This is a genomic window from Streptomyces griseocarneus (genome assembly GCF_014655595.1).
In the GTDB taxonomy this organism is placed as follows: domain Bacteria; phylum Actinomycetota; class Actinomycetes; order Streptomycetales; family Streptomycetaceae; genus Streptomyces; species Streptomyces griseocarneus.
The window spans coordinates 43,239-66,273 of the sequence record NZ_BNBL01000005.1; the positions used below are offsets into that span (position 1 = coordinate 43,239).

17 protein-coding genes are annotated in these 23,035 nt (G+C 74.2%); all 17 read left to right on the forward strand.

Features of this window, described 5'->3' with window-relative positions; all coding sequences use genetic code 11:
* Positions 1 to 197 precede the first annotated feature (197 nt).
* The 17 genes from IE295_RS14230 to IE295_RS14310 all read left to right on the forward strand — a co-directional run bounded on the left by IE295_RS14230 (position 198) and on the right by IE295_RS14310 (position 22,956).
* Positions 198 to 3,236, forward strand: a complete 3,039-nt coding sequence (locus tag IE295_RS14230; protein WP_190063992.1) for an AfsR/SARP family transcriptional regulator — start codon at positions 198 to 200, stop codon at positions 3,234 to 3,236.
* A 77-nt stretch (positions 3,237 to 3,313) separates the two neighbouring features.
* Entirely contained in the window at positions 3,314 to 4,327 is a 1,014-nt protein-coding gene (locus IE295_RS14235) for an L-tyrosine/L-tryptophan isonitrile synthase family protein (RefSeq protein ID WP_224323589.1), read from the forward strand.
* A 74-nt stretch (positions 4,328 to 4,401) separates the two neighbouring features.
* Positions 4,402 to 5,262: a TauD/TfdA dioxygenase family protein gene (locus IE295_RS14240; RefSeq protein WP_190063993.1), complete on the forward strand. Its 861-nt coding sequence runs from the start codon at positions 4,402 to 4,404 to the stop codon at positions 5,260 to 5,262.
* Entirely contained in the window at positions 5,259 to 6,773 is a 1,515-nt protein-coding gene (locus IE295_RS14245; RefSeq protein ID WP_190063994.1) for a 4-hydroxyphenylacetate 3-hydroxylase family protein, read from the forward strand. The genes IE295_RS14240 and IE295_RS14245 overlap by 4 nt, the downstream gene beginning before the upstream one ends.
* A gap of 38 nt (positions 6,774 to 6,811) precedes the next feature.
* Positions 6,812 to 8,680, forward strand: coding sequence for an asparagine synthase (glutamine-hydrolyzing) (asnB, locus tag IE295_RS14250; RefSeq protein WP_190063995.1), 1,869 nt, complete (start codon positions 6,812 to 6,814; stop codon positions 8,678 to 8,680).
* Complete coding sequence (locus IE295_RS14255) at positions 8,680 to 9,651, forward strand: quinone oxidoreductase family protein (RefSeq protein WP_190063996.1); 972 nt, start codon at positions 8,680 to 8,682, stop codon at positions 9,649 to 9,651. Before asnB ends, IE295_RS14255 begins: the two co-directional genes overlap by 1 nt.
* 24 nt (positions 9,652 to 9,675) lie before the next feature.
* Positions 9,676 to 10,560 carry a DODA-type extradiol aromatic ring-opening family dioxygenase gene (locus IE295_RS14260; protein ID WP_190063997.1) on the forward strand — a complete coding sequence of 295 codons (885 nt, stop codon included), beginning with the start codon at positions 9,676 to 9,678 and terminating at the stop codon, positions 10,558 to 10,560.
* A gap of 347 nt (positions 10,561 to 10,907) precedes the next feature.
* Positions 10,908 to 11,555, forward strand: a complete 648-nt coding sequence (locus tag IE295_RS14265) for a DUF4360 domain-containing protein (protein WP_190063998.1) — start codon at positions 10,908 to 10,910, stop codon at positions 11,553 to 11,555.
* A 75-nt stretch (positions 11,556 to 11,630) separates the two neighbouring features.
* Positions 11,631 to 12,287, forward strand: coding sequence for a DUF4360 domain-containing protein (locus tag IE295_RS14270; RefSeq protein WP_190063999.1), 657 nt, complete (start codon positions 11,631 to 11,633; stop codon positions 12,285 to 12,287).
* Between the two features lie 117 nt (positions 12,288 to 12,404).
* Positions 12,405 to 13,706 (forward strand): toll/interleukin-1 receptor domain-containing protein, encoded by a 1,302-nt coding sequence (locus tag IE295_RS14275; RefSeq protein ID WP_190064000.1) that lies wholly within the window; start codon positions 12,405 to 12,407, stop codon positions 13,704 to 13,706.
* A complete protein-coding gene (locus tag IE295_RS14280) occupies positions 13,703 to 14,719 on the forward strand; it encodes an AAA family ATPase (RefSeq protein WP_190064001.1) in 1,017 nt (338 codons plus the stop codon). Before IE295_RS14275 ends, IE295_RS14280 begins: the two co-directional genes overlap by 4 nt.
* Complete coding sequence (locus IE295_RS14285) at positions 14,716 to 15,678, forward strand: hypothetical protein (RefSeq protein WP_190064002.1); 963 nt, start codon at positions 14,716 to 14,718, stop codon at positions 15,676 to 15,678. Before IE295_RS14280 ends, IE295_RS14285 begins: the two co-directional genes overlap by 4 nt.
* Entirely contained in the window at positions 15,675 to 19,553 is a 3,879-nt protein-coding gene (fxsT, locus tag IE295_RS14290; protein WP_224323588.1) for an FxSxx-COOH system tetratricopeptide repeat protein, read from the forward strand. Before IE295_RS14285 ends, fxsT begins: the two co-directional genes overlap by 4 nt.
* Positions 19,554 to 19,608: 55 nt before the next feature.
* On the forward strand, positions 19,609 to 20,217 hold the full coding sequence (locus IE295_RS14295; protein WP_190064003.1) for an antibiotic biosynthesis monooxygenase: 609 nt from the start codon (positions 19,609 to 19,611) through the stop codon (positions 20,215 to 20,217).
* Positions 20,218 to 20,348: 131 nt separating this feature from the next.
* Positions 20,349 to 20,750, forward strand: a complete 402-nt coding sequence (locus tag IE295_RS14300) for a hypothetical protein (RefSeq protein WP_190064004.1) — start codon at positions 20,349 to 20,351, stop codon at positions 20,748 to 20,750.
* Positions 20,751 to 20,837: 87 nt separating this feature from the next.
* Complete coding sequence (locus IE295_RS14305) at positions 20,838 to 21,554, forward strand: DUF6766 family protein (protein WP_190064005.1); 717 nt, start codon at positions 20,838 to 20,840, stop codon at positions 21,552 to 21,554.
* A gap of 46 nt (positions 21,555 to 21,600) precedes the next feature.
* Positions 21,601 to 22,956 carry a wax ester/triacylglycerol synthase domain-containing protein gene (locus IE295_RS14310; protein WP_263454168.1) on the forward strand — a complete coding sequence of 452 codons (1,356 nt, stop codon included), beginning with the start codon at positions 21,601 to 21,603 and terminating at the stop codon, positions 22,954 to 22,956.
* Positions 22,957 to 23,035 lie beyond the last annotated feature (79 nt).

Below are 23,035 nucleotides of genomic sequence, written 5' to 3' on the forward strand. Positions count from 1 at the left end.
CCGCCATGATGAACGACCGCCGCGCCGAGGCGTCACGGCCGCGGTGTCGCGAGTGCCGGGCGTGCCGCAAGTGGAAGTCGGGGCACCGCATAGCCCATAGGGTTGTCGGACATTGTTCGCTGTGCGACGAACACGGGCGACGGGGCACTCACGCGCGCCCCGCGCCGTGCAGCCGACGAGAAGGGGCGGTCCGGGCGGTGGAGCTTCCGCGCGTCGAGTTCAAGGTGCTGGGGCCCCTGGAAGCCGTCGCCGACGGCCGAACCCTGCCGCTGGGCGGCCCCAGGCAGCGGACCCTCCTCGCCACCCTGCTGGTCAACGCCGACATCCCGGTGACCGCGGACCGCCTGTGCGACGCGATCTGGGGCCAGGCGCCGCCCGCGTCCGCCCAGGCCAACGTCCGCAGTTACGTCGCCGCGCTCCGCAAGACGCTCGGCCCCGGCTCCGGCGAGGACCGCCTCGGCCTCGGCCACCGCGGCTACCAGCTGCGCGTACGGCCGGACGAACTGGACCTCCACCGGTTCGAGGACCTCGCCGCGCGCGGCCGCAAGGCACTCGCCGCCGCCGACCACAACAGGGCGGCCTGCCACCTGCGGGAGGCGCTCGACCTCTGGCGCGGCGACGCCTTCGACGGCGTGGCGCACAACGAAGCCCTGCACATCGAGGCCGTCCGCCTCGAGGAGGCACGGCTGACCGTCGTCGAGGACTACGCCGAGGCGCGCCTGGCGCTGGGCGAACACCGCGAGGCGGCGGCGATGTTGCGCGAGCAGACGGCCCTGCACCCGCTGCGCGAGTCGCTGTGGGCCAAGCTGATGCTCGCCCAGTACCGCAGCCACCGCCCCGGCGACGCGCTCAGGTCCTACGCGCTCGCCCGCGCCGCCCTGCGCGAGGAGCTCGGGCTCGAACCGGGCGACGAACTCCGCCGGCTGCACCGCGCGGTGCTCGTCCGCGACCCCGCGCTGGGCACCGCGCCCGCCCCCGTACGGCCCGCCCGGCCCCTGCCCGCCTGGCGCACCGTCAGCCAACTCCCGGCCGACATCGCCGACTTCGTCGGACGCGACCTGGTGATGTCCCGGGCCGCCGCGCTCCTGGAACCCACCGCCGCGCCGCCCGTGGCCGCCCCGGCCCCCGGCGTGCCCTCACCCGCCGCCCCGGTGGTGATCCTCACCGGCCCGCCCGGCGTCGGCAAGACCGCCCTGGCCGTCCGGCTCGCCCACCTCCTGCGCCACGCCTTCCCCGACGGCCGCCTCTTCCTGCGCCTGGACGGCACCCGCGGCCCTCGGCGCCCGGCCGGCGCCGTCCTGGCGGAGCTGCTGCGCAGCCTCGGCGTCGCCGCCTCCTCCCTGCCCGAGGTGACGGTGGACCGGGCCGCGATGCTCCGGTTGCTGCTGTCCGGCCGCAAGGTGCTGGTGGTGCTCGACGACGCGCGCGACGAGGACCAGATACGCCCGCTGCTCTCCGGCATCCCCGGCTGCGCGGTCCTGGTCACCGGCAGAACCCGGCCGGCCGTCGCGGCGGGCGCCCACATCGTCGACGTCGCCCCCCTCGACGACGCGGAGTCGCGCCTGCTGCTGCGGCGCACGGCCGGACCCCACCGGCTCGAGGCCGAACCCGAGGCCACCGACTGGGTCGTGGCCGGCTGCGCCGGCCTGCCCCTGGCCCTGAGGGTCGCGGGAGCGGCGCTCGCCGTCCGCCCGCACTGGCGCGTGAGCTGCCTCGCCGACCGGCTCGCCGGCGCGCACGACACGCCGGCGGACCCCGCCCCGGACGACTCCGCCCCGGACGACCCCGCCGTGCGCGCCGCCGTCGCCACCGCGTACCGCGGCCTGCCCGCCGACGCGGCAAGGGCCTTCCGCGCCATCGGCCTGCTCCCCTCACCGCGATTCCCCGGCTGGGCGCTGGCCGCCCTGCTGGACGCCGACGACCACGACGGATCCCACGGGGGCGCGCCCTCCGCCGTGCTCGACGTGCTCCTCGACGCGCACCTCGTCCAGGCCGAGGGCGCCGACGCCCAGGGCCGGCCGCGCTACCGCACCCACGACCTGCTGCACGCCTACGCGGCGGAACGGGCCCTGGCCGAGGAGCCGCCCCACTGGCGGCGGGAGGCCACGGCCCGGGTCCTGGACGCCTGCCTGACCCGGGTCCGGGCGGCCGGCGACCAGCTCATCCGGGGCGAGCCGGGCGACCTGGTCCGGGGCGGCCCGGGCGACCTCGTCGGATGGCTGGAGAGCGAACGGGACGGCCTGGTCACCCTGGTCGAGTTCGCCGCCGCCACCGGCCACGGGCCGCACGTGGCCGCCCTCGCCTCCGCCCTCGAGGACGTCTGCCACCTGCGGAACTGGTGGGACGAGTGGGACCGGGTGGCCCGGGCCGCGCTCGACCGCGCCGAAGCCGACGGCGACCCCGTCGCCGTCGCGGTCGCCCAGGGCTCCCTGGCCCGGGCCCGCGCCGTGCGCGGCCACGTGGACGACGCCGTGACCCGCTGGGAGCAGGCCGTCGAGCGGCTGGACGCGCTGGGCGAGCCGCATCACGCCGCCCGCCTGCGCACCCACCGGAGCTTCGCGGTGGCCGACCGGGGCATGGCCGAACTCGCCCACGACGACGCCCGGTCGGCCGCCGAGGCCATGAGCCGGCTCGGTGACGCGCACGGCCGCATCCTCGCCCTGCGCAGCCTCGGCTACGCGCTCGTCTGCCTGGGGCGCCAGGCCGAGGCCGTCCTGGCCCTGGAACCGGCCCTGGAGACGGCCGAGCGGCTCGGCCACCCGCTCCTGCTCGCCGACGTCCTGCAGCTGCTGGCCGTCGCCGAGATCGGCCGCGGCCGCCTGGGCCGGGCCGCCCGGCAGACCCACCGGGCCCTCGCCGGCTACCGGATGGTGCGGCACCGCCCGGGCGAGGCGTACGCGCTGGTCACGCTCGGGCGGATCCACGTCCGCCTCGGCTCCGACCAGGCGCCGAGGGCGCTGGGCCCGCTCGCCGAGGCGGCGTCGATCTTCACCGAGCTCGGCGAACGCCGGGGCGAGGCCCTCACCTCCTACTGGCTCGGCAAGGCCCACGCCGCCCTGGGGGAGACCGCCCGGGCGACGAGCCGGCTCGCCGAGGCGCTGACCGGTTTCCGCGTCCTGCGCATGCCCTTCTGGGCCGAGACCGCACGCCGGGAGCTCGGCGACCTGGCACGGGCCGCCACCCCGCCGGGACGCGGCCCCGAGGACCCGTCGGAGTGTCCCTTCGCCGTGCGCTGAGGGGCCGCCGCGCGCCTTTGTGCGTTTCTCATGCGCTCGCCGACCACGGTGGTACCCAGTCCACGAAGGGAGGCGCGGTGTCCGACGTTGCCGCACCCGATATCGATCCGGCCGCCGTCGACGTGCTGCGGGAGGTCCTGTCCCACCAGCGCAGACTGCGCGACGGAGGCTGTGCGGGGGAGGTCTGCCCGCGGTGCGTGAGCCACCACCTGGAGGCGGTGCGCGGGGCGATGGCGAGCGGCCGGCGCATCGAGTTCGTCCTGCCGGCGTTCCCCACGAAGTCCCCCAACCCCGCCAAGGTGCTCGGCCCCCTGCCGGACCTGGCCGAGGAACTCGCGCTGCGCTTCCTCAACGGGCTGTGCGAGCGCATCGCCGAGGTGTACCCCCCGGGCGCCGCCATCCTCATCTGCTCCGACGGACGGGTCTTCAACGACCTGCTCGGCGTCGCCGACGAGGACGTCACCGGCTACGTACGGGCCCTCGACCGCATGATCACCCGGATCGGGGCCACCCACCTCGAGCAGTTCACCCTCGACGAGGTCCACCGCGGCGCCGGGCACGAGGACATGCGCGCCATGCTCTCCGCCGGCCACGCCCCGACGCTGGAGGAACTGCGCGAGGAGGTACGCGGCGGCGGCGCGCCGCTGGCGATGTACCGCGGCATCACCCGCTTCATGCTGGAGGACCTCTCCACCCCCGACTACACCGGCACCCGCTCCGCCCTGCAGCGCAGGTGCCGGGAGCTCGCCTACCGCGTCATCCAGCGCAGCCGGGCGTGGGGCCACCTGCTCGACGAGCTCTTCCCGGACGCCGTCCGCCTGTCGATCCACCCCCAGCCGTGCGCCACGGACAAGATCGGCATGCTGCTCGCGGACACTCCCGACGCCTGGCTGACTCCCTGGCACAGCGTCGCCGTCCGGTCCGGAGGACGCTTCACGCTCATGAAGCGCGCCGACGCCGAACAGGCGGGCGCCAGGCTCGCCTACGTGGCCGGGCGCCCCAGCTTCTACGCCATGGAGCCCGCCGGCACCGGCCTCGCCACGCCCGCCCCCGCGCGCCGCGAGTCCTTCGAGGACGCGGCCTGCGCGTGACGCGCGCCCCGTCCCCGGTCCCCACGGCGTCGCCCGCCCGGGCCCGTACGCCCTCACGCCCTCAGGAGAACACCATGACCGATGACCGCGACGTACCGGCCCTGAGCCGGTACGACGTCACACCCGTCGAACCCTTCGGGGTGGCGATCCGGGCCCCCGAACCCGGGGCGCGCGTCACGGACCTCGACGTCCCGGCCCTGCGCTCGCTCGTCCGCGCGCACCATGTCCTGCTGCTGCGCGGCTTCGAGCCCTTCGACGGCCCCGACGAGCTGTCCGCCTACTGCGAGCTGTGGGGCGAACCCAGCGTCTGGCCCTTCGGCACGGTCCTCGAACTGGTCGAGAAGGAACGGCCCGAGGACCACATATTCGACTCCAGCTACATGCCGATGCACTGGGACGGCATGTACCGCGACCACATACCGGAGTTCCAGGTGTTCCAGTGCGTCCACGCACCCGGCGCGGGCGAAGGCGGCGAGACCACCTTCTCCCACACCACCGCCGTGCTCGAGCACACCGACCCCCGCACGGTCGAGCGCTGGTCGAAGGTGACCGGCACCTACCACCGCGCGATGGAGTACTACGACAGCGTCACCGTCTCCCCGCTCGTGACCGCCCACCCCACGCACGGCGCCCCGGTCATCCGCTACAACGAGCCCACCGCCGCCGACGACAGCGACTTCGTCAACCACCCCGACCTGACGTTCTCCGGCGTCCCGGACGACGAGCTCGCCGAGGTCCACCGCAGCCTGCGCGCGGCCCTGTACGACCCCGCGCACCTGTATGCCCACAGCTGGCGGACCGGCGACCTGGTGATCACCGACAACTACACCCTGCTGCACGGCCGCAACGCCTTCACCAGCGGCGCCCCGCGGCACCTGCGCCGGGTGCAGGTGCTCGGCACCCCGCCCCTGGACAACCCGGGGCTGGTCCGATGAACACCGACAACACCCTGATGACCGGCGAGGAGTACCTGGAGAGCCTGCGCGACGGCCGCCAGGTGTACCTGGACGGGGAGCGCGTCAAGGACGTCACCCGCCACCCCGCCTTCCGCAACTCCGCCCTGTCGGTCGCCCGGCTCTACGACGCCCTGCACGACCCGGCGACCGCCGACGTCCTCACCGGCGTCGACCAGGACACCGGCATCCGCACCCACAAGTTCTTCAAGCCCAGCCGCTCGGCTGCGGAGCTGGTCGAGGCCCGCGAGGCCATCGCCACCTGGGCGCGGATGAGCTACGGCTTCCTCGGGCGCACGCCAGAGTACAAGGCCTCCTTCATGGCCGGCCTGGGCGTCAACGCCGACTACTACGGCCCGTACGCCGCCAACGCCACCGCCTGGTACCGCGAGTTCACGAGCAGGGCGCTGTACCTCAACCACGTCATCATCAATCCACCGGTCGACCGCAAGCGCGCCATCCACGACATGGAGGACGTCTTCGTGCGCGCCGTGCGCGAGACGGACGCCGGCGTGGTGGTCAGCGGAGCGAAGATGCTGGCGACCGGCTCGGCCATCACCAACGCCGGCTTCGTCGCCCCCGTCGGCTCGGCGGTCCTCGCACCCGGCAAGGCGGAGGCGTTCGCCCTGGTCTTCTTCGTCCGCATGGACAACCCCGGGGTGAAACTGATCAGCCGCACCTCCTACGCACAGGCCGCCGCAGGCCCCTTCGACGCCCCGCTGAGCAGCCGGTTCGACGAGAACGACAGCGTGCTCCTGCTGGACGAGGCGCTCATCCCCTGGGAGGACGTGCTCGTCCACCGGGACATCGAACGGGCGACGGGCTTCTACGCCACCTCCGGCTTCCCCAACCTCTACAACTTCCAGTCCGGCACCCGGCTGAGCGTCAAGCTGGAACTCATGGCCGGCCTGCTCTCCCGCGGCACCAGGGCCAACGGCACCGACGCGTTCCGCGGGGTCCAGGCCGCCGTCGGCGAGATCATCACCATGCGGGACATGGTGTGGGCGCTGACGTCCGCGATGGCGTACGACCCCGAGCCGGGCAGCGGCGGCACGGTCGTCCCCCGCCTGGAACACGCCTCCGCGATGCGGATGTACAACGCCCAGGTGTGGGACCGCGTCCACGAACTGTTCGAGACCACACTGGGCGGCTCGCCCCTGGCGGTGCCCTCCAGCGCCCGCGACCTGACCAACCCCGAGCTGCGCCCGCTGATCGACCGCTTCTACCGCGGCTCGGACACCGGCGCCGTGGACCGCATCAAGCTGCTCAAGCTGGTCTGGGACGCGATCGGCACCGAGTTCGGCGGCCGGCACGAGCTGTACGAACGCAACTACTCGGGCAACGGCGAGCAGGTCCGGCTGGACGCCCTGAAGTGGGCGACCCGGCGCGGCAGCCTCGCCCGCTACGAAGCCCTGGTGCAGGAGTGCCTCGACGACTACGACCTCGACGGCTGGCGCAGGGGCCCATGGCGCGACCCGGCGCTCACCGACTGACGCCCTGACGACCTGACGACGAAAGAGAGCGAGAAGCCATGTGTGGCATCACGGGATGGGTCGACTTCACCCGCGACCTCACGGCCGAATCCACGGTCGTCGACGCCATGACCGACACCCTCGCGGCCAGAGGGCCGGACGCCCGCGGCACCTGGCTGGACAGCCATGCCGCGCTGGGACACCGGCGGCTGTCCGTCATCGACCTCGAGCACGGCACGCAGCCGATGCGCACCCCCGAACCCGGCCGCGGGGACCTGCCGCGGGCGGTGATCTCGTACGGCGGCGAGGTCTACAACTTCCGTGAACTGCGTGAGGAACTCGTCCTGCTCGGGCACCGGTTCACCACCCGCAGCGACACCGAGGTGGCGCTGCGCGCCTACCTGCAGTGGGGCGAGGACTTCGTCCGCCGGCTCAACGGCATGTACTCCATCGCCATCTGGGACACCGCCCGCGAGGAACTGCTGCTCGCCCGGGACCGGCTGGGCGTCAAGCCGCTCTTCTACTACCCCACGCCCGGCGGCGTGCTCTTCGGCTCCGAGCCCAAGGCCGTCCTCGCCCACCCCCTGGCGCGGGCCGAGGCCGGGGCGGAGGAGCTCTGCGACGCCCTGCTGTTCCTGCGCACCCCCGGCCGCGTGCCCTTCCGCGGCATGCGCGAGGTCAAGCCGGGCCACCTGCTGCGGGTGAGCCGCGCGGGCATCACCGAGCGGCGCTACTGGGCCCTGGAGTCCCGCCCGCACACCGACGACCTGAAGACCACCGTCGCCACCGTTCGCGACCTGCTCGACGACATCGTCCCGCGCCAGATGGTCGCCGACGTGCCGCTGGTGTCGCTGCTGTCGGGCGGCCTGGACTCCAGCACGGTCACCGCCCTCGCGGCCCGCGCCCGAGCCGCCGACGGCGGCCGGCTCGCCACCTTCTCCGTCGACTTCGCCGGCCACACCGAGAACTTCCGGGCCGACGCCATCCGCCCCACCCCGGACGGCCCGTACGCCCTCGAAGTCGCCCGGCACGTCGGCAGCGACCACCACCCCATCGTCCTGGACCGCGCCGGCCTGCTCGACCCGGCCGTGCGCCGCACCGTCCTCGGCGCCTGGGACCTGCCGTTCAACTTCGCGGACCTGGACGTCTCCCTGTACCTGCTGTTCGCCGCCGTCCGCGAGCACGCGACCGTCGCGCTGTCCGGGGAGGGCGCCGACGAGGTCTTCGGCGGCTACCTGTGGTTCTCCGACCCCGAGGCGCGGCGCGCGGAGACCTTCCCCTGGCTCAAGCTGGGCGCCCACCGCGGCCTCGACCCCCGCTCGCTCTTCCACCCCTGGTTCGTCGACGGCATCGACCTCGGCACGTACGAGGCCGACCTCTACCGCACCGCCCTGGCCGAGGTGCCCCGCCTCGACGGCGAGGACGCGGAGGCCCGGCGGACGCGGGAACTGGGCCACCTGACGCTGACCCGGTGGCTGCCCATCCTGCTCGACAAGAAGGACCGGATGGGCATGGCGAGCGGGCTGGAGGGCCGGGTGCCGTTCTGCGACCACCGCCTCGTCGAATACGTCTTCAACGTCCCCTGGGAGATGAAGACCTTCAGTGGCCAGGAGAAGGCCCTGCTGCGCGCCGCCGCGGACGACCTGCTGCCGGAGTCGGTGCTGCGCCGCAAGAAGGCCGCCTACCCCTCCATCCAGGATCCCGCCTACGACCGCGCCCTGATCACGGGCCTCACCGCGGCGGCCACCGACGCCAGAGCGCCGCTGAGCCCGTTCCTCGACGGGGACGCGGTGCGGCGGACGGCCGTCAGGACCGCCACGGGCAGCCTGTCGGAGTTCGAGCGGATCCTCGTGGAGTCCACCGTCCGGCTGGACGACTGGACACGTGCCTACCAGGTGGAACTGACCGGAGTGAAGGGAACGGACTGATGCGTGCGATCGAGATCCGCGAGACCGGCGGACCCGAGGTCCAGCTCTACGTGGAGAAGCCCGATCCCGAGCCGGGCGAGGGACAGATCCTCGTCGAACTCGCGGCGGCGGGAGTGAACTTCATCGACCTCTACCGCCGCGAGGGCCGCTATCCGCTGCCCGTGCCGTGCGTGCCCGGCGAAGAGGGGTCGGGAGTCGTCCTGGCCACCGGCCCCGGGGTGAGCCGGTTCCGGCCCGGCGACCGGGTCGCCTGGACGACCGTCCTGGGCAGCTACGCCGACCGGGTCGTCGTGCCCGAGGACAAGGCCATCGTCGTGCCCGACGCGATCGACCTGCGGACGGCCGGCGGCGTGCTCGTCCACGGCATGACCGCCCACTTCCTCGCCCACGACTCCTACCCGGCCCGGGAGGGCGAGACGGTCCTCGTCCACGCCGCCGCCGGCGGTGTCGGCCTGCTGCTCACCCAGATGCTCAAGCGGCGCGGAGTCCGCGTCATCGGCACGGTGTCCACGGAGGTCAAGGAACGCACCGCCCGCGCCAACGGCGCCGACGCGGTCATCCGTTACGCCGAGACCGACGACCTGGCCGCCGAGGTCCGCGCGCTCACCGGCGGGGAGGGCGTCCACGCGGTCTACGACGGCGTCGGCGCCGCCACCTTCGACGCGAGCCTCGCCTCGCTGCGCACCCGCGGCACGCTGGTCCTCTTCGGGGGCGCCAGCGGCGCCGTGCCGCCCGTCGACGTGATGCGGCTGCTGTGGGGCGGCTCGCTGACCCTGACCCGGCCCTACCTGGAGCACTTCCGGGCCACCGTCGAGGAGTTCGAACGGCGGGCGGGCGAGGTGTTCCGGGGGATCGCCGACGGCACGCTGACGTTCACCGTCGCGGGCACCTACCCCCTCGCCGAGGCGCACCGTGCGCACACCGACCTGGCCTCCCGCCGCACCTCCGGAAAGCTCCTCCTCATCCCGTAGCCCCGAACCCGAAGGAGACCGCCGATGAGCGGCATCGCCGGTGCGGGACTGCTCTCGCACGCACCCGTCATCATGTTCCCCGAGCGGCAGCGGACCGAGGCCAACGGCGGCCGCGACTTCACCCTCGCGACCGGGCTGGCCCGGCTGGGGCGCGAGGAGATCGACACGACCGGCCACGACACCGTGGTGGTGTTCGACAGCCACTGGGCGACGACCACCGAGGCGGTGATCACCGCCCACCCGCGCCGGGCGGGCCTGTTCACCTCGGACGAGATGCCCGGGGCCATCAGCCGGCTGCCCTACGACCTTCCCGGCGACCCGGACCTGGCCCGCGCCGTCGCCGCGGTGGCCCGGAAGCGGTCGGTGTGGCTGGAGGCCAACGACGACCCGTACCTGCCGGTCCACTACGCGACGCTCAACCTCTGGACGTACCTCGGCCGGGCCGGCACGCCGTGGGTCTCGGTCTCGGTGTGCCAGACGGCGACCACGGAGGACTTCCTGGCGATGGGGGAGGTGGTCGCCGAGGCGGTCGCCTCCGTCGGCCGGAGGGTCCTGCTGCTCGCCTCGGGCGGGCTGTCCCACCGCTTCCGGCCGCTGGCCGAGCTGCGCGACCGCATGGCGGGGGACCCGGCCAACATCGTCACGCCCGCGGCCCGGGCGGCGGACGAGCAGCGGATCGCGTGGCTGGAGGAGGGCCGGCACGACCGTGTGATCGCGACCATGCCGGAATACCTGCGCTTCGCCCCCGAAGGACGCTTCGGCCACTACCTGATGCTGGCGGGCGCGCTCGGCGGCGCGGCGTGCCGGGCGCGCGGCCGGCGCTTCGGCGCGTACGAGAGCGGCATCGGCACCGGGCAGGTCCACCTGTGGTTCGGCGAGCCGCCCGCCGCCGGGCGCGGGCGGCTCTGAGCGGCCGGTACCGCCGGGCGGACAGACGGATTCCGGCCGTCGTGGCGGAGTGCGGGAGGTTCCGCGTCGCGGGGCCGGTGCGGCCCCGCTCCCCGCGCGGTGGCCGACTCCGGCCGGTACAACGGCCGTCGCCGTGTCGAGGGGCAGCGCTCCGAAGGGCCGCTTCTTGGCCGCTCGTTCGGGAGTGACGAGGGCCGCCGGCGCGTCGGAACGTACTGCTCCGCAGGGGGGCCGGGTCGTATACGGGGGCATACCGGCTCGGCTCAACCTGACCTGTACATGCCCTCAGGCCGGTGGTGGCATGGACCGCACGAAGTGAGCCCGCACTCCAGTGGAAGGGGCTTCCGATGCTCAGACCCGCCATGATCGCCGGCGCGGCGCTCGTGCTCGTCGCCGCCTCGCAGTCGCCGTCGTCCGCCGCCGATGACGGAGCGCCGCCGCCGCCGGACAGGATCGTCATCGACGTGGCGTCCGTCAACGGCTCGGGCTGCCCCGCCGGGACGGCCGCCGTGTCCGTGGCGGCGGACAACACCGCCTTCACCGTCTCGTACAGCAACTACCTCGCCCAGGTGGGCGTCGGCTCCAGGCCCACCGACTTCCGCAAGAACTGCCAGCTCGGCCTGAACGTCCACGTCCCGCAGGGCTGGACGTACGCCATCGCCCGGGCCGACTACCGCGGCTTCGCCCACCTCGAGCGCGGCGCCACAGGCCTGGAACGGGCCAGCTACTACTTCCAGGGCTCGCCCAACACCACGGCCGTCAGCCACCGCTTCGCCGGTCCCGTCAGCGACAACTGGCAGACGTCCGACGTCACCGACGTCAGCGCCCTCGTCTACGCCCCCTGCGGCGTGCAGCGCATCCTCAACGTCAACACCGAACTGCGCGTCGCCGCCGGCAGCTCCGACCCGTCGACGACCACCAGCTTCCTGGCGATGGACTCCACGGACGGCAACGTCAACACCCTCTACCACTTCGCCTGGAAAGAGTGCCCCTGACCGGGAGCCGCACACGGCACACTCCGTCGTAAGCGCCGCGCCGTAGCGGGCCTCGAGTCAGTGGGAGGGACCTCCATGTTCAGACCTGGGTTGATCGCCGGCGCGGCCGTGGCGCTTCTGGCCACCTCGTCCCCGGCCACCGCGACGGGGTGGCCGGGGGACGGCGTGCCCCCGCCGGACAAGATCGTGATCGATGTGGTCGCCGTCAACGGCTCGGGCTGTCCCGCCGGGACGGCGATCGTGACCGTCTCCCCGGACAACACCGCCTTCACCGTCTCGTACAGCAACTACGTCGCCCAGGTGGGGGTCGGCTCCAAGCCGACCGACTTCCGCAAGAACTGCCAGCTCAGCCTGAACGTGCACGTCCCCCAAGGCTTCACCTACGCCATAGCCCAGGCCGACTACCGCGGCTTCGCCCACCTGGAGAAGGGCGCCGCGGGCCTGGAGCGGGCCAACTACTACTTCCAGGGCATGTCGCAGACGGCGTTCGTCAACCACCACTTCACGGGCCCGCTCAACGACAACTGGCAGACGTCCGACACCACGCCGATCGACCAGGTGATCTACGCACCCTGCGGAGCCACGCGCTACTTCAACATCAACACCGAGCTCCGCGTGGACGCCGGCACGTCCGACCCCACCAAGACCACCAGCTTCCTGGCGATGGACTCCACGGACGGCAACATCAGCACCCTCTACCACTTCTCCTGGAAGCAGTGCCCCAAGAGCTGATCCGCACGCCCCCGCCACGCGCCCGCCGGCCCGCACCGATTCGGCTGTACGGCTGCGGAACCGGTGCGGTTCAGGGGACAGTGGAAGGGGTGCGGCGCGGGGTGGGGGCAGGTGTCGGTGGGCAAAATATTCATCAGTCACTGCACGAACCGTGACCGGCAGGCCCGGGCCCTTCGCGACCGTCTCGCGGCGCGCCTGCACGCCGACCGGTACGAAGTCCTGCTCGACGCCCGGGACCTGCGCCCGGGGGAGGAGTGGCGGCCGAGGCTCTACGCCTGGCTGCGGGAGTGCCGCGCGGCCGTCGTCCTGCTCAACCGCGACGCCCTGAAGTCGGGGTGGGTGCGCCGCGAGGTCGACATCCTCATGTGGCGCAGGAGCTTCAACCGCTCCCTGTTCGTGATGCCGCTGCTCGTCGGCGACGTCACCACCCAGGACGTCCGGGACGCGGGGATGGGGGACCTGGCCGCCCTGCAGGCGGCGCGCGTGCGCTACGCGCCCGGTGACCGGCCGGTCGGGGAGGCGGACATCGCCGAGATCCTGGCCGGCTTCCGGGAACTGCCCGCCTACGACCGCGAAGACCCCGTGAGCGTGTGGACCGGCAGGATCGAGGCGCACCTCACCCGGGTCTGGGACGCCCGCGCCCTCACCGACGCCGGCCGGGCCCTGTGCCTGCCCGACGACGACCACGGCGACGACCCCGACGGCCGGGACGCCCCCGGCGCCGACCTGAGCTGCGGCCTGCTCGCCGCCCAGATGCTCCACACCCACGCCGCCGCCCAACTGCGGGACGCCGTCGGCACGGTGCGCGACTTCATGGACCCCGAGGTCTTCGGCAACCTCGTCGGGCTGGTGCTGCCGGTGTGGGTCGACGCCGCCTCGGCCCGCCACGTCCTGCCCGCCGGCCGCCACGCGCTGCGGCACACGGTCGTGCTGAAGGCGTCGCACCCCGACACCGGCGCGTACTACCTGGGCCGCGCCTTCTGCATGGACGCCTCCCGCTACATCTCCATGTACGCCGGCGCCGGGCCGTGGGGCGAGGAGGACCCGGAGGAGGAGCTGAAGCGGGCGTGCGAGGAGACGATCAGGGCGACGCTGCACGTCCAGCCGTGGAAGCGGCTGGACGAGGTGCTCGGGACGCCGGGCTGCCTGACCTTCCTGATACTGGACGCCCAGGCCTGTTCCCTGCGGCAGGCCGAGCGCGTGGTGAGCTGGCTGCACGACCTGATGCCCTGGCTCTGCGTCCTCGTGCTGCCCCGCCCGGCGGAGCGGGCGGACGACGGGCCGTTCGCCTCGGCCGTGGACATCGCCCCGCCCTTCGGCGAGGCGGAAGAGGAGGAGTCGATCAGAGCCGCGGCCCAGATGGTCCGGCTCGCGCATCGATCCGTTCAAGGGATGAGGGACTGGGGGCGGAGGGGATGAACGCGCACGACAAGGAGAGGGACGAGGGCGGCCCGGGCGTTCGCGGCCGCGGCGGCCACACGCTGCCCGACCGCGGCGACGGAGCGGTCTACGTCATGTCCCAGGAGATCGAACTGGTGGTGAAGGTGGCACGGGCGACCGGGCGCCCGCTCCTGCTGCGCGGCCGCCCCGGATCCGGCAAGTCCTCCCTGGCCCTCTACCTCGCCCAGGCCAACCGCTGGCGCTACTACGAACACGTCGTCACCCAACGGACCCATCCCCAGGACCCGTTGTGGACCTACGACAGCGTCCGCCGGCTCTCCGACGCCCAGCTGCTGAGCACCCGGCCCGGCAACGCCCGGCTGGACGACGCCGCCTACGTCCGCCCCGGCGCCCTGTGGTGGGCCCTGGCCCCCGAATCGGCGCGGCGCCGGGGCAGGGAAGCGGGCCACGGCCCGGACGAGACGTGCCGCGAGCCGTTCCAGGAGATCAACGCGGACCGCCGCGGCCGCCCCGCGGTCGTCCTGATCGACGAGATCGACAAGGCCGACCCGGACGTGCCCAACAGCCTGCTGGTGCCCCTGGGCGCGCATCGTTTCACCGTCACCGAGACCGGCGCCGGCATCCACGCGGAGGAGGAGCAGGACGAGGCCCGGCTCTTCCGCCACCTCGTGGTCATCACCACCAACGAGGAACGCGAGCTGCCCCAGGCCTTCCTCAGGCGCTGCGTCGTGCTCACCCTCCCCGACCACGACGAGCAGACCCTGGTGCGCATCGCCGTGCGCCACCTGCGGCACTGGTACGGAGCCGTGCTCCCGGAACACCGCACGCTCGCCTCGGCGCTGGCCCGCGAACTGGGCACGGTCCGCGCCGAGGCCGGGCAGTTCGGGCTGCGCCCGCCCAGCACCGCCGAGTACCTCGACGCGCTCCGGGCCTGCATCACCCTCGGCATCGACGTCTCCGACCCCGAATGGGAATGGCTCAAGCACTGCGCCCTGCTCAAGCGCCAGCAGGTCGCCGGGGAGGAGTGGTGACGGACGGCCAGGCCTGGCTCGGCGACGTCGTGCGGGCCGCCGTCGCCCTGAACGCCTCCTCCGCCGCCGACTGGCAGCACATCGCCGGGTGCCTGGGCCTCGGCGGGCCCCACCCCACCGGAGCCCGCCCCGAGCCGCACGCCCGGCCCGACGCCCACCCCCCGGCCCCGCAGGCCCCGCCGGCCGGGGAGAGTGACGACGACCCCGCCCGGCCCGCCGCCCCGCCCCCGCCACGGGACAGCGCGCCCCCCGGGCGCACCATCGCCCTCACCGCCGTTGAGCACCGCCCGCCGGCGGCCACCGGCTGGACCGTCGACCCCCTGCCGGCCCCGGCCGCCGCCGCGCACCGCACCGCGCTCGCCCACGAACCCCTCCTCGCCCCCCGCACCACCGCCGCCGTCCTGCACGCCGCCCTGGCCCGCAGCGCCTTCGAGGGCGAGCTGGACGTGGAGGCCGCCGTCGACCGGGTCTCGCGGCTGCGGCCGCTGACCGAACTGCCCCGCCGCCCCGTCTTCACCCTGCGCTACGGCGTCCAGATCCTCGCCGACATCTCGCCCTCGATGGAACCGCTCGCCCGCGACGTGGAGGACGTCGTCGCCCGCGTCCGGGCCCTGGCCGGCGTCGCCGCCACCCACACGCTGTACTTCTCCGAATCCCCCCTGCGCGGCGCCGGCGAGGGGCCCAGGGCGCGGTGGCGCCCGTACCGCACCCCGCCCGCCGGCACCACCGTGCTGATCCTCTCCTCCCTCGGCCTGACCGGCCCGGTCTTCAACCCCCACCGGGCCACCCCCGGGGAGTGGATCGCCGGCGTGCGGGCGATCCGCGCCCACGGCTGCCGGCCCGTGGCGCTGGTGCCCGCGCCCGAACGCCACTGGCCGCGCTGGCTGCGCGCCACGCTCCCCGCCGTCGTGTGGGACCGCGGCACCACCGTCGGCCGGGTGCTGGGAACCCTGCGATGAGCGGCGCGGCCGACCGCGAACTGGCCGTACTGCTCAGCACCGCCACCCGGATCGAGCCCGAACTGATGCGCGCCGTGCGGCTGACCGCCGCCCCCCGGCTGGACGTCGCGGCGGAGACCGAGCTGTGGTTCGGCGACCTCGTCGAACGACGCGCCTCCGGCCACATCGTGCTGCGCCGCGACCTGCTGCCCGAGCTGCGGCAGGAGCTGGGCCGGCTGCTGGCGACCGCGCGCGAGGACGCCCCCGTGCACCGCGTCGGCGCCCTCGTCGACGAGGCCCACCGGGCCGGCTCGCCCGCGCTGCACGCCGAGGAGAGGGCCGTCTGGCACGCCGTGCGGGGCGGCCCGCGCAGCGAACGGCTCATCGAGGAGGCGCTGCTGCCCGCCCTGCGCGCCCTGGTGGACCAGCACCGCGACGGCGTCGCCCGCTGGTTCGCGGGCGCCTGGGGACGGCTGCCCGAGGCCGTGCGGAAGGCGAAGACCGCCTGGCAGCTGGCGACGGTGACGGCCGCGCTGGAGGGCGCGGCGGGCCAGGGCGTCGCCATCCGGCGGCGGCCCCCCGACGGGCTGCTCCTGGCCGACGTCGGCCTGATCGCCGCCCGGTTGCCGCGCACCGAGCTCCCCGTGCTGCGCGACGGCCGCCACCTGGTCCTGGGCCAGGACGCCGCCGTCTCCGGCGCCTTCACCCTCTCCCTGCCCGACACCGACCCCCTCGTGCTGGAACTCACCCTCTCCTCCGGCCCGCCCTCGACCCTGCTGGTCGGCCGGGGCGAGAGCGCGACCCGCCGGGTGGACGGGCGGACGGTGCGGCTGACGGTCGCCGACGGCTCGGTGTACGAGGTCCCGGCACCCTCCGCACACCCGGCCGGCCGCGCCGGGGCGGGCGACCGCGTCCCCGGGCCGGGGCACGTCCTGATCAACTACGCCGGCCACCAGCGGGCCTGGGCCGTCTGGCTCGCCCACGTCCTGGAGCGGGCGGGCTTCCGGGCGAGCACACTGTGCTGGGAGGCGGACCGGCAGGACGCGCTCGGCGAGGTGCTGGAGGACCTGATGGCCGCCGGGGGACGGGTGCTGCTCGTCCTCAGCGACTGGTACTTCCAGTCGGCGAACCGCGCGGACGAGGAATGGAGCGCGGCCTTCTCGGAGGTGACGGAGCGACACGGCGACCGCCTGGCCGCCGTCAGCGTCACCGCCGGACCCCTGCCGGTGGGAGCCACCCTGCTGGAACCCGTCGACCTGTGGGGCGTCCCCGAAGCCGAGGCGAAGCGCCGCGTGCTCCGGCGGCTCGGCGTGCCGGCCACGACCCGGGACCCGGCCGCCACGACCCCCGGGCAGGCCCCCCGCTTCCCCGACGACCCGCCCGCGGTGTGGGGCGGGGTGCCCCGGCGCAACGCCCGCTTCACCGGCCGGGACACGCTGTTCCCCGACATCCACCGACAGCTGACGGAGGCCCCCACGGGAGCTGCGGTGTGCGCCCTGCTCGGCATGTCCGGCATCGGCAAGACCGCCCTGGCAACCGAGTACGCCCACCGGTTCAGCGGCGACTACGACGTCGTGTGGTGGGTGGACTCCGACACCCGGGGCGCCCTGCGCGGAGGCCTGGGCGAACTGGCCCCCGAGCTGGGCCTGGCCGGCGGCCCGGAACCGGGCGGGCGCATCCGGGCGGTCCGCGAGGCCCTGCGCCGCGGCGAGCCCCACCGCCGCTGGCTGCTCGTCTTCGACGGCTGGGACGACATGGAGGAGGCCGGCGAACTGCTGCCCCAGGGTCCGGGCCATGTGCTGATCACCTCCCGCAACCGGGGCTGGCACGCGGCCGGCGCGGGCATCGTCGAGGTCACCGGCTTCCAGCGGCAGGAGAGCGTCCTCTACCTGACGCGGCGGGCGCCGCGGGTGACGCCCGAGGAGGCCGACGCCGTCGCCGCCGCACTCGACGACATTCCCCTCGCCCTCGCCCAGGCCGCCGCCTGGCTCGGCGAATCGGGCATGAGCGTCGCCGACTACCTGCGCATGGTCCTCGACGGCGACCTCTCCGCACCGGCCGGCCCCGACTCCCTGGGCCACGTACCGCGCTCCGCCCTCACCTCCTGGACGATCCTGATCAACCGGCTCCGCGAGTCCCGGCCCGACGCCGTGGAACTGCTCTCCCTGTGCACCTGCTTCGGCCACGGCTCGATCCCGGTCGGCCTGGTCCGCCGGTTCCCGCCCGGCGATCTGCCCGAGCCCCTCGCCGGGGTGGTCCGCGGAAGGGAGCGCTGGACCCGGGCCCTGGACACGCTCGTCGACTACTCCGTGCTCACCCGCGAACCCCACGCCCCCAGCAGCGAGGGCGCCGGCCCGGAGACCGACGACGCGGTGCACATGCACCGGCTCGTCCACGACATCGTCGCCCGGCTCACCCCGCCCGACCAGCGGTGCGCCTACCAGCGGGTGGTACGCGGCGTGCTCGCCGCCGCCGACCCCCGAAGCCCCAGGGACGCCACCCTGTGGCCCCGCTACGCCGAACTGCTGCCGCACCTCGAGTCCTCCGGCGCGCTGTCCACCGCCGAGCCCGACACGCGGCCGCTGGTGCTCAACTGCCTGATGTTCACCTACGTCAGCGGCATGTACCGCGCGGGCGCCGAACTGGCCGACCGGGTACGGGCCCGCTGGGAGGAGCTGCTCCCGCCGGACGACCCCCAGATGCTCGACCTCACCGTCCGGCAGGGGAACATCCTCCGCGCCTACGGCCGGTTCCAGGCCGCCTATGAACTCGACCGCGCGATGCTGCGGAGGCTACGCGCCGGCTCCGGTACGGACGGGGGCGACGCCCTGATGTCCGCGAACAGCTGCCTGGCCGCCGACCAGCGCTTCCTCGGCCAGTACGAGGAGGCCCACCGGCTCCAGCGCGAGGTCCTGCGGACCGCTCTCGCACTGCGCGGCCCCGACGACTACCTGACCCTCCTCGCCCGGCACAACCTCGGCACCGGCCTGCGGCTGCTGGGCCGCTACGCCGAGGCGTACGAGGCCGACCTGGAGACCCTGCGCAGGCGGGAGTCACTGATGCGCGCCCGCCACGCCGCCACCCTGGTCTCGGGCATCGCCTGCGCCCGCGACCTGCGTCTGATGGGCCGCTTCCGGGAGGCGCTGAGCCGTCAGGAGCAGGGCATGCGGCTGCACGTCCAGGTGCTCGGCACCGGCCACCCGCAGACCCTGCGCGCCCGGCACAACCTCCTGCTGTGCGAGCTTCGTGCCACCGGAGGGCAGGCGGTGGGCGCGGACATGACCCGCCTGCTGGAGACCATGGAACAGGTGCACGGCCGCGACCACTACGTCACCCTCGGCCTGGTCGTCGACTACGGCAACCACGCCCGCGAACAGGGCGACCTCGCCCTGGCCCGCGACCTGATCGCCGAGGGCGAGAGCGGCCTGCGCGGGCTGCTGGGCCCCGCGCATCCGGTCAGCACGGGCATGCTCTCCAACACCGGCCTCGTCCTGCAGGCCGCCGGCGAACGCGCCGAAGCCCTCACCTTGTTCGAGGCCGCCCTCGCCGGCCTCACCGCCGGCCTCGGCCCCGACCACCCCTGGGTCCTCGGCTGCGCCCTCAACGCCGCCGCCGGCCGGCACGCCGTCGGACGGCTCGAGGACGCGCTGGACCTGAGCCGCGACACGCTGCGCCGCGCCCGCCACGCCCTGGGGCCGGACCACCCCTTCACCCTCTCCTGCGAGATCGCCCTCGCCGCGGACCTGCGCGGCCTGGGCGCACGCGAGGAGGTCCGCAAGGCCGAGGAGGCCGCCCTCCAGCGCCTCGTCCGCACCCTGGGCGCCCAGCACCCGCAGACCCTCGCCGCACGCCTGCGCACCCGCCCCACCTGGGACTTCGAGCCGTACCTGGGCTGAACCGGGCCCCGGGCAATTTGACCTCAAGCCCGCTTGAGGTGTGATCGTTCCGTTCATGACACGCCTGACCGACCTCCGCCGTCCCGACGCCGGGATCACCCTCATCAGCCGCTGGGGCACCGGCAGCCCCGAGCGCACGCGCGCCGCCGCGGACGCGCTCCTCGAACAGTGGTCGGCGGCGGACGCCCCGGCCGTCCTTCTGGCCACCCACGTCTTCACCGATGTGGACGGCTCCGGCCTCCTCATCCACGGACAATGGACCAGCGCGGAGGAGCACCAGGCGTTCGTCCACGATGGCCGCGCGGCGCGGGTCGGCCGCATCGACGCGCGCGTCCCCGGCATCGAGCGCAGCGGTCTGAGCCGTACGCACCCCTACCGCGGCGTGGTCCTCGACGCCGACGGCGAGGCCGGCGTCTTCGCCGTCGCCTGCCACGAGACCGACGGCGCACCCGGTGGCGCGCGGGCGTGGGCCGACGCGCGGGTGGACGCGCTGCGCTACGGCCCGCCGCCGGGGCTGCTGGCCGCGCACCTGCACCTCGATGTCGACGGCAAGCGCGTGGTGGAGATCTCGGAGTGGGCCGACGGGGCGGAAGGGGAGGCGCCGGCCCGGCTGGCCGGACTGCCCCTCACCCGCTACCGCTTCTACGGCTCGGTCAGCCGGTGACCTCGATGGGGGCGACCGCCGACGACGCCCCGCACCAAATATCCCGAATATGTGCTTGTGTGACTTAGCGTTCATCATGTGATGTCCTCGTGAATGGGCTCGGGCCGCCTCCACGGCGGCCGCGCCGCCCCGTGAGCCCGGCCGCCGTGCTCACCGGGCTGGTCCTGGCCGTCACCGCCACGGCCTGCGGCAGCCCGCACGAGCGCCGCGACGACGCACATGCGGCGGCCGTCCGCTTCGAGCAGGCGCTGGGGGCCGGGCGGACGGCGGTGCTGTGCGCCGCCCTCGCCCCCGGCACCCGGGAGGAGGTGGAGCAGTCGGCCGAGGGGCCCTGCGACCGGGCGGTGGAGCGGGACAAGCTCCCGGCCGGCGGCGCGGTCCGTCACGTCGACGTCTACGGCGACCAGGCGCAAGCGGTCCTCGAGCACGACACCGTGTTCCTGGCGCACTTCGACGACGGCTGGAAGGTCACGGCCGCCGGATGCGAGCCGCACGGCGAGGAGCCCTACCAGTGCGAGATCAAGGGCAGGTGACCCGTCCGTGAGAACGATGTTCGGATCGTGCCTGGTGCTGATCCTCGCGGGCCTGGTCTATTTCACGGCGCTGGGGCTGATGCACCGATGAGCCGGGACGGCGGGGCGGACCACAGGGGCAGGGGCCGGGCGCGGGGCTTCCTGTACGACAACGGCCTCGGCCTGGCCTTCGGCGCCGCCTTCGTGCTCGCCATCACCGGCCAGGCCATCGCGGGCCGCGCCGAGTTCAACAGCGAACTCATCACCGACGGCCTGCAGCCGATGGGCTTCCTCGCCTATCTGACGTCCTCGGACTTCGCGGTCGACGTCACCGAGAACTGGCAGTCGGAATACCTGCAGTTCTTCCTCTACATCTCCGTGACGGTCTGGCTCGTCCAGCGCGGCTCACCCGAGTCCAAGCCGGTGGACAAGGCCGGTCCCGAGTCCGACCACGACCAGCTGACCGGCGAGCACGCCCGGCCCGACTCGCCCCGCTGGGCCGCCGCGCGCGACTGGCGCCAGGCGGTGTACTCCCACTCGCTCGGCCTCGTCATGGGCACCGTCTTCCTGCTGTGCTGGTTCAGCCAGTCCGTCACCGGCGTGGCCTCGTACAACGAGAGGCAGCTGCGGCAGCTGCAGGACCCCATCGGCTGGGCCGAGTACCTGGGCCGCGCGGAATTCTGGAGCCGGACCCTGCAGAACTGGCAGTCCGAGCTGCTGGCCGTCGCCTCCATGGCCGTCCTCTCCATCTACCTCCGCCAGCGCGGCTCACCCGAATCGAAGCCCGTCGGCGCGTCCCACTCCACCACCGGCGTCGAAGGCTGACGCGGCGTCCGAACCCCGAAGACGAAGGAAGAGCGGTGAAGAGCTCATGCCCGTGAGACCGAGCGAGACCGTCGCGGCACCCGGACGGGCGCCAGGACGCCACAGAGCACCTGCCCCGTCCCGGGCATTCCGCGCGAAGGGGGCGCCCGGCTACCCCATCGGGCCTGCCGACCGGACGTTTCTGTCGCGGACCAGTACACAACGCCCGACGACGGGCTTCTTCCTCGACTTCGACGGCCCGCCCCCCGCCCGTGCGGAGCTGGCGGCGCGCGTGGTGAAACGGGCGGAGGCGCTGCCCGCGCTCACCGACCTGATCCGGTCGGCGGACGGGAGCCGCTGGCGGGCGGGCGCGGGCGTACCCGACGAGGCGGTGCACATCCGCTGCCGCACCGGCCTGAGCGGGCCGGGGGAGCTCGACGACGCCACCAACGACCTGCTCCACCACGCGCTGCCGCCCGAGGGGCGTCCCCAGTGGGACGTCTGGCTCCTCGCGGCTGCCGGGACCGGCGGGTTCCGGCTCGCCTTCCGGATCCACCACGCCATCCAGGACGGCGTCGGCGCCGCCCACTCCGTCCTCTCCCTCCTCGCCGACACCGCGACCCAGGGTCCGCACCCGCACCGGGCCTCCCGCCCCACACCGTCCGGCATGCTCCGGGCCGGCTGGGACGTGGTCCGCGCCCTGCGGCCCGAGCGGCGATGGCCCGAGCTCCAGGCGGCGGCGCCGGTGGGGCGCTCCCGCTGGACGTACGCGGACGTCGCCGCCCCGCGCCTGCGGGACCTGGCCGACGCCCACGGCGCCAGCGTCAACGACGTCTGCCTCGCGGCCCTCGCGATGGCCCTCCGTTCCTGGCGCCTCGAGCGCGCGGCGGCGGCCGGCGAGGGAGCCTGCCCCGACCTGCCGACGCTCGTCCCCATGTCGACCCGGCAGGCCCACGAGCGCCACGCCCCCGGCAACCGCGTGGTCGCCCACCGCCTGCTGCTCCCGTGCTCCGAGGAACGCCTGCGGGAAGCCGTGACCCGCGTACACCGCCAGACCGTCGTGGTCCGGCGCAGCCACAGACGCGACGCCGCCCGCGCCGCCCTCGACAAACCCCTGCTGCCCGGGCTGGCGGACTGGACCGTCCACGCCATGGGCAACCCGCGCACCATCCCCCTCAGCGCCAGCAGCATCTCGTTCCCCGCGGCCTTCAGCTGCTTCGGCGCCCGGCTCACCGCCGCGTCGATGTTCTACAACGTGCAGGAGAACCTGCCCACCTACGTCTCCTTCACCCGCACCCCGACGACCGTGCGCTGCGCGCTGATGTACGACGAGAGCCTGGCGCACACCGCCTCCCTGCCGCACCACTGGAGGCGGGCGCTGGACGAGACGCCGGAGGAGACGCTGGACGAGACGGGCGGGTGACGCCGGGCGCCCCGGGATTGGTCCGGACCTATTGACGGTCGTCCCTGCCCGGCCTACGTTCGGTGAAAGATTCCCCGAA

Bases quoted from the DNA above. Each gene is read 5' to 3' on its own strand.
- IE295_RS14270 (WP_190063999.1), top strand. From the start codon at position 11,631: ATGTTCAGACCTGGGTTGATCGCCGGCGCGGCCGTGGCGCTTCTGGCC.
- fxsT (WP_224323588.1), top strand. From the start codon at position 15,675: ATGAGCGGCGCGGCCGACCGCGAACTGGCCGTACTGCTCAGCACCGCC.
- asnB (WP_190063995.1), top strand. From the start codon at position 6,812: ATGTGTGGCATCACGGGATGGGTCGACTTCACCCGCGACCTCACGGCC.
- IE295_RS14240 (WP_190063993.1), top strand. From the start codon at position 4,402: ATGACCGATGACCGCGACGTACCGGCCCTGAGCCGGTACGACGTCACA.
- IE295_RS14280 (WP_190064001.1), top strand. From the start codon at position 13,703: ATGAACGCGCACGACAAGGAGAGGGACGAGGGCGGCCCGGGCGTTCGC.
- IE295_RS14255 (WP_190063996.1), top strand. From the start codon at position 8,680: ATGCGTGCGATCGAGATCCGCGAGACCGGCGGACCCGAGGTCCAGCTC.
- IE295_RS14305 (WP_190064005.1), top strand. From the start codon at position 20,838: ATGAGCCGGGACGGCGGGGCGGACCACAGGGGCAGGGGCCGGGCGCGG.
- IE295_RS14260 (WP_190063997.1), top strand. From the start codon at position 9,676: ATGAGCGGCATCGCCGGTGCGGGACTGCTCTCGCACGCACCCGTCATC.
- IE295_RS14265 (WP_190063998.1), top strand. From the start codon at position 10,908: ATGCTCAGACCCGCCATGATCGCCGGCGCGGCGCTCGTGCTCGTCGCC.
- IE295_RS14245 (WP_190063994.1), top strand. From the start codon at position 5,259: ATGAACACCGACAACACCCTGATGACCGGCGAGGAGTACCTGGAGAGC.
- IE295_RS14295 (WP_190064003.1), top strand. From the start codon at position 19,609: ATGACACGCCTGACCGACCTCCGCCGTCCCGACGCCGGGATCACCCTC.
- IE295_RS14310 (WP_263454168.1), top strand. From the start codon at position 21,601: ATGCCCGTGAGACCGAGCGAGACCGTCGCGGCACCCGGACGGGCGCCA.